Below are 13,186 nucleotides of genomic sequence, written 5' to 3'. Positions count from 1 at the left end.
AGTTAGATTGCTAGTCTTTTTCTACCCTTTGCGCGTCTAGCATTGATAATTTTACGACCATTTTTAGTCTGCATTCTTACTCTAAATCCGTGTGTGCGCTTGCGTGGTGTATTATGTGGTTGATATGTTCTTTTCATCTTAAAAATAAGCTTTTATTGTAACTTGGTTTTACTTAAAACTAAATTTACTTGATAAAAAGTGCGCAAGTGTGCTACAATTTATAACTTTACAAAGGCGGTATGATGGGTTTTATTTATGCAATCATTTTAGGAATCGTAGAAGGCTTAACAGAATTTTTGCCAATCTCTTCAACAGGGCATTTAATTTTAACTTCAGAATTACTAGGGATTCCACAAGATAACTTCCACAAAACCTTTGAAGTTGTGATACAACTTGGTTCTATTTTAGCAGTCATTTTCATCTTTTTTGAAAGACTCTTCAATAAGAGTTTATATCTATGGATAAAGCTTGGCATTGGTTTCTTGCCTGCTGGGATTTTAGGATTCCTATTTTATTCCCATATTAAAGCACTTTTTGCCCCCATTACAGTATCTATTATGCTGATTTTAGGAGGAGTTGTTTTGATTGCTTTAGAATTCTATTATAAAGAAAAGGAACACACTACATCTGATGTCAATGCGATTTCTTACAAACAAGCTCTATTAATTGGACTTTTTCAAGCTCTAGCGATGATTCCTGGGACTTCACGCAGTGGAGCTACAATCATTGGAGGATTGCTTCTAGGCTGCAATCGCAAAGTCGCCACAGAATTTTCCTTTCTACTAGCACTTCCTACAATGATTTTAGCAAGCGCATATAGCCTTTATAAAAATCACGAAGTTTTAAATGTAGATAACGCATTGATTTTAGGCACTGGATTTATCATTGCCTTTTTTAGCGCATTGCTTGCTATTAAATTGTTTTTAAATTTTATTTCCCGTTTTAATTTTATCCCTTTTGGAATTTATCGCATTATTCTAGGAATTGTATTTTTATATTATTTAGAAGTTATTTAAATATTTCTTTTACTTTTGCTTTGATTATTGCACTTTTATCTTGTAATTCTATAATGGAATCCAAATTTAAATCCGCAAGTTTTTTTATCTTTTTACCTTGACTCAATGCGCAAACATAACCTTCTTGTTGATAATTTTCTGGATTTTTAGATTCCATTTGCGCTTTTAAAACTTTTAATTGTGTTTGGAATTGTACTAATTTTTGCTGAATGCTTAAGTGCATTTGCACACTTGGGGTTTGCAGTTTTAAGACACAAAGAGAAAGCCTATGCTCTATAATTTGCGTTAAAAATATTCCTTGCTGTTTGCATTGTATCTGCAATTGTATAATCTTATCAAAAAAGGGATTTTGGTTGAGTTTCTCCCTTAATCTTTGAAGCTCTAGCATCTTGACTTGCAAAGTGCGCACTAAAAATTTATCCAAATCTGCTTGCAATGCGTCTAAACGCATTAACCATTCGTTTTGATCTGGCAATAACAATTCCATTGCCGCAGAAGGTGTAGGTGCGCGCAAATCCGCTACAAAATCGCTAAGCACAACATCTGGCTCGTGACCAATTGCTGAGATAATGGGAGTCTTAGTTTGATAAATTGCCTCAATCACAAGGGGCTCATTAAATGCCCATAAATCCTCAAAACTTCCTCCACCACGAGCAATAATGATACAATCTAGCCCTAAAGTATCTGCAATTTTAATATTCTCCGCAATATTCTCTTTTGCGCCATCACCTTGCACAAGCGTATTTAACAACACAAACTCTATAAGATTCCATCGCTTCTTTGCTATGCTTAACATATCCTGCAACACAGCCCCCGTGCTTGAAGTAAGCAGTGCGACTTTTTTAGGGAATTTTGGCAAAGGTTTTTTATTGGCAAAATAACCCTTTGTTTTATACTCTTCTTTAAGTTGCTCATAGGCTAAAAACAAAGATCCTAGCCCATTTGGATAAGCATTAAGACAATTTAATTGGTATTCTCCGCGCGGAATATACACATTAATAACGCCTTCTAGGGTTAGCTCCATACCCTCTTCAATCCTAAATTTAAGCTTACTAGCATTTCCACGGAACATCACACATTTTAAAGAAGAATTCTTATCCTTTAGCGTGAAATACAAATGCCCGCTTGAATGGTGCGTAAAATTACTCACTTCTCCAATCACACTAACTTGCACAAAAGTCGTTTCAAGAAGGCTTTTAATTTGCGCATTTAGCTCACTAACACTAAGAGTTTGCATCATTTTAAACACTAACTAAATTTACTGCTCACTTTAGCACAGATTTCTTCCATTCTACCGCCTAAAATTTAACCCATAGATGCACGCATAACAATATTATTTGTGATATCACACAGATGTTTTTTGCATTTTATCCGTAACATATAGAATCATTACCCTTTCATTTTCTTTAGTATCATCTAAATACACATTGTGTTTATTGCTTTCTTCAGGATTGCCTTCTTGTGAGGGAATCTCGCTAATGTCAAAAAAATTACAGAAAACCAATCCATCATCCCTTAAGAATTCCATTACATCTCCTTATCATAATCTTATGATAAGATACAAGCAATTTATGTTCCTATTTTTGAAGATTTGCTGTAAATAATGTCCCCTTTTCGTGGATATTATGCATTAAAAAGCCATACAAAACCGATAAATCTTTACCGCTAGATAAAAACATTTCTTTTTGATTGTCTAACAAAAATTTTGCCGCTTTAAGTTTAGTTACGATTCCTCCTGTGGCAAACGCATTATTTGGTGTGGCTTCTGCACAGAGTTCATCATCAGAAATTTCTGTTACAATTTTTCTCATTTTAGCATTAGGGTAGTTTTTTGGATTTGCTTCAAAATACGCATCAATATCACTTAAAATCGCCAATAATCGCGCCCCAAAAAAATGTGTTGCGTGCGCTGAGAGCTGATCATTATCCCCAAAACCTAGATACTTTAACTCCCCTGTTGCAATCACATCATTTTCATTAATAATAGGCAACACCTTATTTCCAAGCAAAACTTCCATTGCATTGCGCGCATTTTGTGTGTGCTTCCTAGAATCAAAATCATAAGCAGTCAGTAGCATTTGCGCAGTGGTGATTTGATATTTTTTGAAGACATTTGCATAAATCTGCATCAACAAAGGCTGTCCAATAGCCGCCAAAGCTTGCTTGTTACTAAGATTCGCTTTATCAAGTTTAATCTCTGTGTATCCCGCCGCCACAGCACCAGAGCTAACTAAAATCACTTCATACACACTTCTAAGCTTTGCAATTAACTGCGCTAAGGCTTCAATGCGCACTAAATTAATGCTTTGATTTTCTACTAAAATCGCACTTCCAACCTTAATAACTATTCTTTTCATATCTAAAAACCTTAAAGTAATATGGCTGTAAATAGGCACAACCAAACCATTACAAAAGACAGCACAATGCAATTTTGCTTAAATCACCCCATAAAAGGATAGGGTGTTGCATAGAAAGAACCATTGGCAAACTGGATTCAATGTAAACATCTTCATTTGGAAACTGCTAACCCCTAAACTCTTTTAAACTTGCATACAACAAATGTTTTAAGGATTCCACATTCTCACCACTCACACTTGAAACACCTAGCACAAAAAGCGGCTTTGTAACATCAAGTTTTACGCTAAAATCATCCACTTCTTGGATAAAACAATTTAGAATTTGCGCGTGTTTTTTTAAACCACAATCCAAATCTTTTACAAAAGATTCCACACTTTTGCCAGCATTTTCTATTGCATCACTTTTTGAAAACATAATACCAAAGGGGCGATTCTCAAGCGTCTTGCTAAATTGACTCACTTCCTGTCGCAACACACTAAATTGCTCTTGTATCTCTCTATAATTTGCTAAATCTAACACAAAAAGCAAAAATTGCGTGCGTTCAATATGGCGCAAAAACTCAATCCCCAATCCCTTTCCTTCACTTGCACCGCCGATAATTCCGGGAATATCTGCCATCACAAAAGATTGATAATCCCCCACATTGACAATTCCAAGACTAGGAATTAAAGTCGTAAATTCATAATTTGCAACCTCTGGCTTTGCATTAGACAACACTGATACAAGTGTGGATTTCCCAACATTTGGAAACCCTACAAGCCCAACATCAGCGATAAGTTTTAACTCTAAGCGGAGAGTTTTTTCAACTCCGGGCAAGCCTTTTTGTGCATAAGTGGGGCGTTGGTTTGTAGCACTTTTAAAATGCGCATTGCCTAACCCCCCCTTGCCCCCTTCTAAAAACAGCACTTTTTGCGAACTCTCAAGCAAGTCTAAAAGCAACTCACCATTCTCATTATCAAAAACTTGAGTGCCTGGAGGCACGATAATAATTAAATCTTCGCCCTTTTTTCCATATTTATTGCGCCCTTCACCCGGACGCCCATTTTGCGCCTTAAAATGTTTGTGTCCTCTAAAATGTGAGAGCGTATCTGTGTTTCTATCCACTTGAAAATACACATTTCCACCCTTGCCACCATCGCCCCCATCAGGACCACCATTAAGGACAAATTTCTCACGGCGAAAGGAAACTGCGCCTTCTCCACCTTTGCCTGAAGACACAAAGATTTCAACACAATCAACAAACATTAAAAACCTTAAAAATGAAAAATTTAAGATTCCAAAGTTGGAATCTTAAAAATACAGAAAGCTTAAGAAGCTGGAAGAATAGAAACTTTTTTGCGATTCCTATCTTTTCTCTCAAAAGAAACAATCCCATCAATTAATGCAAAAATTGTGTGATCCTTACCCATTCCTACATTATTTCCGGGATGCACTTTTGTCCCTCTTTGACGGATAATAATATTTCCCGCACGCACAAACTGCCCACCAAATTTCTTAACACCTAAACGGCGTCCCGCAGAATCGCGGTTATTCTGAGTGCTACCCTGACCTTTCTTATGTGCCATTCTAACTCCTTAAATGTTGCAATCTAGCCTAAGATTTTTACCACACGCACACGCGTAAAATCTCTTCTAAAACCGCGCTTAGTTTTACTATCTTTTCTACGGCGTTTCTTAAAAGTAATGACTTTTCTGCCTCTGCCTTCATTGATGACTTCAAGCTCAACTTTTGCACCGCTTACATAAGGTGTACCAAGCTTAATATCATCATCTTTACAGATGGCTAAAACTTCAGCTACTTCAACTTTTGACTTTGGCTCAAGGTTTAAGCAATCTAGCAAAATAATATCGCCCTCACTCACCTTGTATTGTTTGCCTCCATTCGCAATGATTGCATACATATACAATTCCTTAAAATTTGAAGTTATTTTTTATTTTAAACAATAAAAGGTTGGATTCTACCTTAATTTTTATTAATAAAACTTTAATTTGTAAGTGCAATACATTCAATCTCTATGAGCGCATTTTTGGGCAATGTTTTGACTGCAACTGTGCTTCTAGCAGGCTTATGCTCCCCAAAAAATTCCGCATAAATTGTATTTACGATTCCAAAATCTTCCATATCGCTTAAAAAAATCGTTGTTTTAATAACCCTATCCATACTACTATTGCCTGCCCTTAAGACTTCTTTAAGATTATTTAAAACCTGTCTTGTTTGCACGCTAATATCGCCTAGTAGCTCTCCTTGCGGAGTGAGTCCAATTTGCCCTGAAGTATAGAGCATTCCATTTGCCCTAACTGCCTGAGAGTAAGGACCAATCGCCTGTGGTGCATTTTGTGTTGCAATAATCTCCATTAAACATTCCTTTTTGCTTTTTTATGTGATTTGTTATAAAATTATAGCTAAATTCATTTTTAAGGATTCCTTAATGCAAATTCAACTTAAAAAAAGCCTAATAGCTTGCTTAATCGCCTCTCTTGCAAGCACTATTCTTTATGCGGACAATTTTGTGCAAACGCTCCCAAAAGCCTCAAAAAACAAATTGGTTTCCCTCTTGACTCCTTTTGATGAAGCATTAAAGCGCGAAATGCAAAAATACCCTAAGGATTCTGCATTTTTCGTTGATGGCAGAACTGGAAAAATTATCTCTGTTAATCGCCTACCTAAAACACCTTCAAAATTAGCACCAAAACAAACACAAAAAGTTAAAACAAAAGCAATGAATCCTACCACAAAACCAAACCCAAAAATCCCTTATGAAATGCAAGAAGAACGCATTGAATTACTCCAATAAGACACATTATGGTAGAAGTTGAATTTTTAGGTCCGCTTGGAAACAAAACCCACAAAAGTAATGCCACAACACTATATGCATTAAAAGAAGAACTCCAAGCAATCCCTGAGATTAACGCTTGGTTAAAAGATTGCGCTATTGCTCTTAATCATACAATCATCTCCTCTTTAGATACCCCCATTAAAGACGGCGATAAAATCGCCCTACTTCCTCCTGTATGTGGCGGTTAATGCAAGATTTATTACAAGATTCCTTATTGCTCTTTGAAGGCGCATTAAACACCACAGAGATTTATGCAAAATGGTGTGCCTTTGGGGCGGAGCATAACTTTGGCGCAAATCTTATATTTACCGGAATCGTGCGTGCTGAAAATGGTTGTGAAGGGCTTAGTTTTGACATTTACACACCGCTTTTAGAGCAATGGCTTAATAGATGGTGTAAAAAGGCGCAAAAATGCAATGCTTATCTTAAAATGGCACACTCAAAAGGCAATGTGCTAAACCATCAAAGCCCCTATATGGCAGGAGTTTTTAGCTCTCAAAGGCGTGCAAGCTTAGAGATTTTTGAAGATTTTATTGAAGACTTTAAGCACAATGCACCCATTTGGAAATATAATTTAAAAGACGGACAGCGCATTTACGCCAAAGAACGCAGTCATCATCTCCCACATAGCGGACTTTTAAGTGACTAGAGATTTTTTGACACTCTCTTTTTACCCTTTATTCAAGCAGTCGCAACAGATTTTAGCATTAAAAGGGTAGATTAACACCTACATTAAGGACATAGAATGGAACAAGCAAAAATTGGAATCCTAACTCTATCAGATCGCGCAAGTGCAGGGATTTATGAAGACATTTCAGGCAAAACAATTTTAGAAACCCTACAAGAATACCTTATTACGCCATTTACTTATAACTATTGCGTGATTGCTGATAATTTAGAATCCATTAAAGAGCAACTCATCACACTTGCAGATAAAGAGCAATGCGATTTAATCATAACCACAGGTGGCACAGGTCCTGCTCCACGCGATGTTACACCAGAAGCCACAGAAGCTGTGTGTGAGAAAATGCTCCCGGGCTTTGGTGAGCTTATGCGCCAAACTAGCTTACAATATATCCCAACGGCGATTTTATCGCGCCAAAGTGCGGGGATTTATCACAAAAGCCTAATTATTAATCTCCCGGGCAAACCAAAATCCATTAGAGAATGCTTAGACGCTGTTTTTCCCGCTGTGCCTTATTGCCTTGATTTAATCGGCGCGGCGTATTTAGAAACAAACCCTAAGGTTATCAAAGCCTTTCGCCCAAAGTCTTAAGGAGCGATGATATAGGCTTTTAAGATTTTTTGCTCTTTTAGTGGTTTATCCGCATAATCTGTTGGTGTGTATTCTATTTTACGCAATGTCTTAAAGCTCTCTTCTTGATGCTCTTTACTAATTTCGCCAAAAATTGTGTGCTTCCCATTTAAATGCGGAGTGCGTGTTGTTGTGATGAAAAATTGACTCCCATTTGTGTTAGCCCCTGCATTTGCCATTGCTAAAATGCCTGCTCTATCAAAGGCATATCCTTTGACAATTTCATCTTCAAAATCCTCTCCCCAAATAGACTCACCGCCACGCCCTGTTCCTGTTGGATCTCCGCCTTGAATCATAAATTTACGAATCACGCGATGAAAAAGGATTCCATTGTAATATCCATTGTTAATATGTGTTACAAAGTTTTCCACCGCTTTTGGCGCAACTTGTGGGAATAAATCTAGAGTGATTTTACCTGAAGTTGTTTCTAACACGGCTTGAAGCACCTTAGCTTCTTTAATTTTTTCTGCGTTTTGAATTTGTTGCGCATTTAAAAACAACGCACCAAAAACATTAAGCAAAAAGAGAATTAACGCTCTCATCATTATTTATCCTTCTAATCACTTCAGCAAACAAAGGCGCGACACTTAAGATTTTAATCTTTTCACAGCTTTGTTGCAAGGGAATCGTATCTGTAACAATCACCTCATCAATCTCGCTACTTGCAATTCTTTCATAAGCTGGACCACTAAAAACAGCGTGTGTGCCAAGCGCAATCACACTTGTAGCCCCCTTTTGCTTAAAAGCACTTGCAGCTTTCACCATTGTTCCAGCAGTATCAATCATATCATCAATTAAAATCACATCTTTACCTTCCACGCTTCCAATCACATTCATCACTTCACTCTCATTTGCCTTTTCACGCCTTTTATCAATAATCACAATATCAAGCCCCAAAAGTTTTGCAAAATATCTAGCGCGTGCCACTCCACCAATATCTGGACTTGCAACAATAGGATTTTTAAGATTTTTCTCCATTATGTGTTCTTTAAACACAATAGAACCATACAAATTATCCACAGGAACATCAAAAAAGCCTTGAATTTGCCCCGCGTGCAAATCCATAGTGATTAAGCGTGAAATTCCCGCACATTGCAATAAATCTGCCACAAGCTTTGCTGTAATTGGCACGCGTGGGGCTGCCTTTCTATCTTGTCTAGCATAACCAAAATAAGGCATAATGATATTAATGCTTTTTGCAGAGCTCCTTTTTAACGCATCTATCATCACTAATAGCTCCATTAAATTATCATTTGTTGGCGCACAGGTTGGTTGAATTACAAAAACATCTTTACCGCGCACACTCTCACATAAGCGAACACTAATCTCTCCATCACTAAAGCGTGTAACTTCTGCATCAGATAATTCAATATCCAAAACCCTAGCAACATATTTGGAGAACTCTATATGCGCACTCCCAGTAAAAATCTTGTAATTTTGCATAAACAGCCTCACTTCTATAAAATCAAAGCCTAAATTATAAACTTTAAAAACTTAAATGTTTTGTCTTTTGTAAAAGGTTTTAAAAATTTCTGCTAAAATTTGCCATCTCTAATTTCTAAGGATAATAATGCACGCAAACCCAAAACAAACCATTATAGAGATGCTAGAAAACCACTCTCCAAAAGCAATAGAATCTTTCTGCAATGCACGCTTCCAAAACAATTTAGCTTTTTTTGCAAATTATCCTAATCTCTTCCAAGCTTTACAAGCTCCCGCTAAAGAATATCAACTCTATATCGGAAAAGAAGGTGTCAATATTTTAAATTTCAAACAAAATGTTTTAATGTATGCAGTTATAGAGGGAAAATCTACAATGCTAGATGTGCATAAAAATTGTGCTTATAATCCCCCAATTAATGAAAAATGGAATCGCATTGTTGGAGAAAAACCTTCCCTTATAGGAGAAGAGTTTCCATATAGTCAAATACTAGTCAATGGAATCTTAAATTATGCATTCCAAAATAATGGCATTGCTGATTATCATCTACCCAGTGATTTTTTACCAAGTTTAAATTTATTTGGACTTGGAGGTGGAATCTTTTTGCAAATTTTGATTGAAAATTATGCAACAATCCATAATTTTTTTATTTTTGAAGAATCCCTAGATTTATTTAGAATTGCTTGCTTTTTTGTAGATTTTCCTTTGCTTTTTAGCAAAGTGCAAAATAAAGCGGGCTACATCTTTTTAGAAAGCATTATGAAAAAAGAATACATCCAAAACTTTTTTTTAACGCGCAAAATTAGCACTTCTCTTATCCGCTTTGAATTAATGCTTTACCAAACCCCAACAACACAAAATGCGCGTGATATTGTTTTTGAAGTGCATTCTCAAACTCTGCGCGGTTGGGGAACCTTTGAAGATGAAATGCTAGGCATTAAAAATAAACTCTCCTTTCCCATTCATAAAATGCTCATCCAACCAAAACGCGTCAATGCACCCATTTGTGTGGTAGCAAACGGACCAAGCCTTGACTTTCTACTTCCTTTCATTAAAAAAAATCAAAATAAAATGATTATTTTTAGCTGTGGCACTGCATTAAAACCTTTACTAAATAATGGAATCAAACCAGATTTTCAAATAGAAATTGAACGCCACAATTATTTAGGTGAAGTCTTAAAATCTGCCCCACTAGATGATATTCCTTTAATCGCTGCAAGCGTGCTAGACAAAACAGCAAAAGAGCTTGCAAAAGAGCTCTATCTCTTTGAACGCGATGGAAGCAGTGCTGCTAACTTAAATGCTCCTAGCTTTAGAGTGCAATTCACTGCGCCTCTTGTAGGCAATGCCGGAGCAGCATTAGCGAGTTATCTAGGCAGTGATGTGATTTTATGCGGGCTAGATTGTGGCTACAAAAAAGGCTTTAGCAAGCACGCTAAAAACTCTTATTACGGAGAAGAAGAAAAAAAGATTCCAGAATACGCCTATCCTGTAACTGGAAATTTTAGCGATGATATTTATTCAGACGCTCTGTTTTCTCTCTCAAAAGCTGCCTTAGAAGAAACCTTTAATGCACTCAAACCTTTTCACATTTTAAATTTAAACGATGGTGCTAGAATCAATGGTGCACAACCCACACATCACGAAGAATTTGAACTTAAAACAATCAATAAAAAAACAGCACTAAAGCAAATCAAATCCCTTTTTAAAAATCCACAAAAAACAGGATTCTACACAAAAGAAACGGAAAAATATGCTTTTGAAATTCTAGCTTTTAAAAACAAAATGCACGATATTTTTAAAATACAAGTTTTGTCAAAACAAGATTTATTTGTCGCCCTAGACAAAGCCTATGGAGTGATTGCCAAAGAATCCTTAAGCAATCCTTTTATTAGCATTCTTTTTGGTGGCACTCTAAGCCATTTTCTCTATACAATCGCATTTTGCTCCTTACATCTTCCTTATAATAATATGCAACATCTTTGGGAAAAAAGTGGCGAACTTTATCTTATAGCGATGGATAAAATGATAAAATCTCTGCGCGAAACACTTTTTGAAAAATATGGAACGCCAATTGCTTAATGCAAGTATCTTAATACCAAAAAGGATCAAAATGACAAAAACATCAATTTCATTAGTCTTAGCAGGAATGCTTTTAGGAAGTAATTTGCTTGCTGCTCAAGTAAATTCAACAACAAGTAGTGCATCTGTAAGTCCAATAGGAAATGCAGGATTCCAAAGCGCATCTTATGGAAGGAATTCAAACACCCCTTCTAATCTTCAAGGAGTAGAAGTTGGTGGAGATGATATTGTAATCCCAAATGCCCCTATTATCACACCTTCTAGCATTATTGAAATTAGTGCAGTAGGAATGGGTGTAGCGCCAGAATCTACAGCATCTCCTGCGCAAGCTCTAGCACTTGCAAAGCGTGCAGCAATCGTGGATGCTTACCGCCAAATTGGTGAAAAAATGTATGGAATCCGCGTTAATGCACAAGATACAGTGCGTGATATGATGCTAAAGAACTCCACGGTTAAAACAAAAGTGTTAGCAGTGATTCGTAATGCTGAAATTGTAGAAACCGTGTATAAAGATGGTCTCTGCCAAGTCAGTATGGAACTTAAACTTGATGGAAAACGATGGTATCGCGTATTAACTGGCGAGCAATTTTAAGCACTACTTTTGTGGTGCTTTTTGCATTTGGATGCGCTAAAACGCCCATCCTACAAAACTCTACAACCAAAACGATTTTTTTCTCTACTAAAGATTTTAGATTCTATGATTTAGGCTTTGTTAAGTCTTATCCTAATTACACAAGCTTAGAGATTTTTAATGCGGGGACAGCCCTCCTTAAAATGGATTGTTACAAAGATAAAATTTGTCTAAATGGGGAATGCTATGCAAAAGATTCCATTGTGCGCAAATTTTTTGGAAGCGATACTTTTAGAGAACTAGACTTTCAGGTGGTTTTAAAAGGGCAAGAAATTTTTAGCGGAGAAAATAAAGTTAGAATCCAAAATGGCTTTTTGCAAATAATTATGCGTGAAGGGTTAGAGCTAAATTACAGCACCACACAAGATTCTATAACCTTAGAAGTTAAAAATTTAGAGAAAAAAACAATTTTTTCTCTGCAAATCCATTAGGAATCCTATGCAAATTTACCAACCAAAAGATGGCTATTGCTACAACAGCGACACTTTGTTTTTGCACCATTTTGCAATGCCTTTTTTAAAAAAACATTCCACGCTTTTAGACATTGGTGCAGGTTGTGGAATCCTAGGAATGCTTTGTGCTAGGGATTTGCCACTACAACTTACAATGGTTGAGAAAAACCCTAAAATGGTAGAACTTTGTGCGCAAAATTTACGCATTAATAAAATCCAAGCAAATTTAATCTGCGCGGATTTTTTGGAATCCAAAATGCAAACCTTTGATGCAATCTTAAGCAACCCCCCTTTCTATCACGATGGTGTGATGAAATCCAAAAATTCTGATATTTTTAGTGCGCGTTATGCAGAAAATCTTCCCTTTTTTGATCTAGCAAAAAAAGTCAATACACTTTTAAAGCCTAAAGGAGAGTTTATTTTTTGCTACGATGCAAAGGCGATTTTTAGCCTTTTTAGCACATTGCAACACTTTAAGATTCCGCCAATTTCTGTGCGTTTTGTGCATCCAAAGGCAGAAAAAAGCGCGACTTTGGTATTATGCCGTGCTAGAAAAAATTCTAAAAGCCAATGTGAAATTCAACCTCCCCTTTTCACGCATTTAAGCGAGAAAAAAGGGCAGCATTTCACACAAGAAGTGCAGGCAATCTATCACCACGCAAACACTTGGAGCATTAAATGTTAGAGCATTCTGATTTTCAATACCACTTTGACCCTAGCAAATGTAAGGAATGTGGCGGAAAATGTTGCACGGGTGAGAGCGGATATGTCTTTGTTACACCCAAAGAAATTGAAGAAATTGCTGAGTTTCTCGGGCTAGATTTTGACACATTTTGCCAAAATTATGTCAAGAAAGTGGGCTATCGCTATTCTTTATTGGACATCACACAAGATAATAAAACTTACTCTTGTGTGTTCTTTAAAGATGGAATCTGTCAAATCTATCCTAAACGCCCAAAACAATGCGTAGCCTTCCCTTTTTGGGACTACTACAAAGAACATTTTGACGAACTAGAAAAGGAATGTATCGGTGTGGTTAAAAAATAAACATCTTA

20 protein-coding genes are annotated in these 13,186 nt (G+C 36.5%); 10 read left to right on the top strand and 10 right to left on the bottom strand.

The features are described from left to right. Positions 1–2: 2 nt before the first annotated feature. Complete coding sequence (gene rpmH / locus MRZ19_RS02945; protein ID WP_006801736.1) at positions 3–137, bottom strand: 50S ribosomal protein L34; 135 nt, start codon at positions 135–137, stop codon at positions 3–5. Positions 138–242: 105 nt separating this feature from the next. On the opposite strand from rpmH, the gene MRZ19_RS02940 reads away from it, so the two are divergent. Then, on the top strand, positions 243–1,016 hold the full coding sequence (locus MRZ19_RS02940) for an undecaprenyl-diphosphate phosphatase (RefSeq protein WP_291030262.1): 774 nt from the start codon (positions 243–245) through the stop codon (positions 1,014–1,016). Here MRZ19_RS02940 and xseA read toward each other — a convergent pair. From xseA to MRZ19_RS02905, 7 genes are all read right to left on the bottom strand, one after another. After that, the gene (gene xseA / locus MRZ19_RS02935) at positions 1,009–2,256 is read right to left on the bottom strand and encodes an exodeoxyribonuclease VII large subunit (RefSeq protein WP_320606501.1); all 1,248 of its coding nucleotides are present in this window, start codon (positions 2,254–2,256) and stop codon (positions 1,009–1,011) included. The genes MRZ19_RS02940 and xseA overlap by 8 nt on opposite strands. 105 nt (positions 2,257–2,361) lie before the next feature. Next, on the bottom strand, positions 2,362–2,544 hold the full coding sequence (locus MRZ19_RS02930; protein ID WP_291030160.1) for a hypothetical protein: 183 nt from the start codon (positions 2,542–2,544) through the stop codon (positions 2,362–2,364). A 49-nt stretch (positions 2,545–2,593) separates the two neighbouring features. Beyond that, entirely contained in the window at positions 2,594–3,373 is a 780-nt protein-coding gene (gene proB, locus MRZ19_RS02925; protein ID WP_291030158.1) for a glutamate 5-kinase, read from the bottom strand. 166 nt (positions 3,374–3,539) lie between these two features. Further along, a complete protein-coding gene (gene obgE, locus MRZ19_RS02920) occupies positions 3,540–4,619 on the bottom strand; it encodes a GTPase ObgE (RefSeq protein WP_291030155.1) in 1,080 nt (359 codons plus the stop codon). Positions 4,620–4,681: 62 nt separating this feature from the next. Then, the gene (gene rpmA / locus MRZ19_RS02915) at positions 4,682–4,939 is read right to left on the bottom strand and encodes a 50S ribosomal protein L27 (RefSeq protein WP_006802607.1); all 258 of its coding nucleotides are present in this window, start codon (positions 4,937–4,939) and stop codon (positions 4,682–4,684) included. Positions 4,940–4,962: 23 nt separating this feature from the next. Continuing rightward, entirely contained in the window at positions 4,963–5,274 is a 312-nt protein-coding gene (gene rplU, locus MRZ19_RS02910; RefSeq protein WP_291030148.1) for a 50S ribosomal protein L21, read from the bottom strand. Between the two features lie 83 nt (positions 5,275–5,357). Beyond that, positions 5,358–5,729, bottom strand: coding sequence for a RidA family protein (locus tag MRZ19_RS02905; protein ID WP_291030147.1), 372 nt, complete (start codon positions 5,727–5,729; stop codon positions 5,358–5,360). Between the two features lie 73 nt (positions 5,730–5,802). Between MRZ19_RS02905 and MRZ19_RS02900 the strand changes: the two genes are divergently transcribed. The 4 genes from MRZ19_RS02900 (at position 5,803) to mog (ending at position 7,486) form a co-directional block, all read left to right on the top strand. Next, positions 5,803–6,168, top strand: a complete 366-nt coding sequence (locus MRZ19_RS02900; protein WP_291030145.1) for a hypothetical protein — start codon at positions 5,803–5,805, stop codon at positions 6,166–6,168. Between the two features lie 8 nt (positions 6,169–6,176). Further along, a complete protein-coding gene (locus MRZ19_RS02895) occupies positions 6,177–6,398 on the top strand; it encodes a MoaD/ThiS family protein (RefSeq protein WP_291030143.1) in 222 nt (73 codons plus the stop codon). After that, positions 6,398–6,859: a molybdenum cofactor biosynthesis protein MoaE gene (locus MRZ19_RS02890; RefSeq protein ID WP_291030141.1), complete on the top strand. Its 462-nt coding sequence runs from the start codon at positions 6,398–6,400 to the stop codon at positions 6,857–6,859. The genes MRZ19_RS02895 and MRZ19_RS02890 overlap by 1 nt, the downstream gene beginning before the upstream one ends. A gap of 96 nt (positions 6,860–6,955) precedes the next feature. Beyond that, positions 6,956–7,486, top strand: a complete 531-nt coding sequence (gene mog, locus MRZ19_RS02885) for a molybdopterin adenylyltransferase (RefSeq protein WP_291030139.1) — start codon at positions 6,956–6,958, stop codon at positions 7,484–7,486. Here the strand turns inward: mog and MRZ19_RS02880 are convergent. Together MRZ19_RS02880 and MRZ19_RS02875 are read right to left on the bottom strand one after the other, a co-directional pair. Continuing rightward, positions 7,483–8,067 carry a peptidylprolyl isomerase gene (locus tag MRZ19_RS02880; RefSeq protein WP_291030258.1) on the bottom strand — a complete coding sequence of 195 codons (585 nt, stop codon included), beginning with the start codon at positions 8,065–8,067 and terminating at the stop codon, positions 7,483–7,485. The two genes, mog and MRZ19_RS02880, sit on opposite strands and share 4 nt — an antisense overlap. Beyond that, the gene (locus tag MRZ19_RS02875; protein WP_291030137.1) at positions 8,039–8,968 is read right to left on the bottom strand and encodes a ribose-phosphate pyrophosphokinase; all 930 of its coding nucleotides are present in this window, start codon (positions 8,966–8,968) and stop codon (positions 8,039–8,041) included. The genes MRZ19_RS02880 and MRZ19_RS02875 overlap by 29 nt, the downstream gene beginning before the upstream one ends. 127 nt (positions 8,969–9,095) lie before the next feature. Between MRZ19_RS02875 and MRZ19_RS02870 the strand changes: the two genes are divergently transcribed. The 5 genes from MRZ19_RS02870 to MRZ19_RS02850 are packed head-to-tail and all read left to right on the top strand — an operon-like array spanning position 9,096 to position 13,178. After that, positions 9,096–11,048, top strand: coding sequence for a 6-hydroxymethylpterin diphosphokinase MptE-like protein (locus MRZ19_RS02870; RefSeq protein WP_291030135.1), 1,953 nt, complete (start codon positions 9,096–9,098; stop codon positions 11,046–11,048). Between the two features lie 31 nt (positions 11,049–11,079). Beyond that, positions 11,080–11,640, top strand: coding sequence for a hypothetical protein (locus MRZ19_RS02865; RefSeq protein ID WP_291030133.1), 561 nt, complete (start codon positions 11,080–11,082; stop codon positions 11,638–11,640). Continuing rightward, entirely contained in the window at positions 11,607–12,110 is a 504-nt protein-coding gene (locus tag MRZ19_RS02860; RefSeq protein WP_291030131.1) for a hypothetical protein, read from the top strand. The genes MRZ19_RS02865 and MRZ19_RS02860 overlap by 34 nt, the downstream gene beginning before the upstream one ends. A 7-nt stretch (positions 12,111–12,117) precedes the next feature. After that, complete coding sequence (locus tag MRZ19_RS02855) at positions 12,118–12,816, top strand: methyltransferase (RefSeq protein WP_291030129.1); 699 nt, start codon at positions 12,118–12,120, stop codon at positions 12,814–12,816. Then, complete coding sequence (locus MRZ19_RS02850; RefSeq protein WP_291030127.1) at positions 12,810–13,178, top strand: YkgJ family cysteine cluster protein; 369 nt, start codon at positions 12,810–12,812, stop codon at positions 13,176–13,178. Before MRZ19_RS02855 ends, MRZ19_RS02850 begins: the two co-directional genes overlap by 7 nt. Positions 13,179–13,186 lie beyond the last annotated feature (8 nt).

The sequence above is a fragment of the Helicobacter sp. genome (assembly GCF_022770205.1).
In the GTDB taxonomy this organism is placed as follows: domain Bacteria; phylum Campylobacterota; class Campylobacteria; order Campylobacterales; family Helicobacteraceae; genus Helicobacter_D.
The sequence above is the reverse complement of the archived record's forward strand: the minus strand, read 5'-3'. Positions and strand labels throughout refer to the sequence as shown.

Bases quoted from the DNA above. Each gene is read 5' to 3' on its own strand.
- MRZ19_RS02880 (WP_291030258.1), bottom strand. From the start codon at position 8,067: ATGAGAGCGTTAATTCTCTTTTTGCTTAATGTTTTTGGTGCGTTGTTT.
- MRZ19_RS02930 (WP_291030160.1), bottom strand. From the start codon at position 2,544: ATGGAATTCTTAAGGGATGATGGATTGGTTTTCTGTAATTTTTTTGAC.
- proB (WP_291030158.1), bottom strand. From the start codon at position 3,373: ATGAAAAGAATAGTTATTAAGGTTGGAAGTGCGATTTTAGTAGAAAAT.
- MRZ19_RS02855 (WP_291030129.1), top strand. From the start codon at position 12,118: ATGCAAATTTACCAACCAAAAGATGGCTATTGCTACAACAGCGACACT.
- MRZ19_RS02905 (WP_291030147.1), bottom strand. From the start codon at position 5,729: ATGGAGATTATTGCAACACAAAATGCACCACAGGCGATTGGTCCTTAC.
- MRZ19_RS02900 (WP_291030145.1), top strand. From the start codon at position 5,803: ATGCAAATTCAACTTAAAAAAAGCCTAATAGCTTGCTTAATCGCCTCT.
- rpmH (WP_006801736.1), bottom strand. From the start codon at position 137: ATGAAAAGAACATATCAACCACATAATACACCACGCAAGCGCACACAC.
- rplU (WP_291030148.1), bottom strand. From the start codon at position 5,274: ATGTATGCAATCATTGCGAATGGAGGCAAACAATACAAGGTGAGTGAG.
- MRZ19_RS02865 (WP_291030133.1), top strand. From the start codon at position 11,080: ATGACAAAAACATCAATTTCATTAGTCTTAGCAGGAATGCTTTTAGGA.
- MRZ19_RS02895 (WP_291030143.1), top strand. From the start codon at position 6,177: ATGGTAGAAGTTGAATTTTTAGGTCCGCTTGGAAACAAAACCCACAAA.
- MRZ19_RS02940 (WP_291030262.1), top strand. From the start codon at position 243: ATGGGTTTTATTTATGCAATCATTTTAGGAATCGTAGAAGGCTTAACA.
- mog (WP_291030139.1), top strand. From the start codon at position 6,956: ATGGAACAAGCAAAAATTGGAATCCTAACTCTATCAGATCGCGCAAGT.
- MRZ19_RS02860 (WP_291030131.1), top strand. From the start codon at position 11,607: ATGGTATCGCGTATTAACTGGCGAGCAATTTTAAGCACTACTTTTGTG.
- obgE (WP_291030155.1), bottom strand. From the start codon at position 4,619: ATGTTTGTTGATTGTGTTGAAATCTTTGTGTCTTCAGGCAAAGGTGGA.
- xseA (WP_320606501.1), bottom strand. From the start codon at position 2,256: ATGATGCAAACTCTTAGTGTTAGTGAGCTAAATGCGCAAATTAAAAGC.
- rpmA (WP_006802607.1), bottom strand. From the start codon at position 4,939: ATGGCACATAAGAAAGGTCAGGGTAGCACTCAGAATAACCGCGATTCT.
- MRZ19_RS02870 (WP_291030135.1), top strand. From the start codon at position 9,096: ATGCACGCAAACCCAAAACAAACCATTATAGAGATGCTAGAAAACCAC.
- MRZ19_RS02875 (WP_291030137.1), bottom strand. From the start codon at position 8,968: ATGCAAAATTACAAGATTTTTACTGGGAGTGCGCATATAGAGTTCTCC.
- MRZ19_RS02890 (WP_291030141.1), top strand. From the start codon at position 6,398: ATGCAAGATTTATTACAAGATTCCTTATTGCTCTTTGAAGGCGCATTA.
- MRZ19_RS02850 (WP_291030127.1), top strand. From the start codon at position 12,810: ATGTTAGAGCATTCTGATTTTCAATACCACTTTGACCCTAGCAAATGT.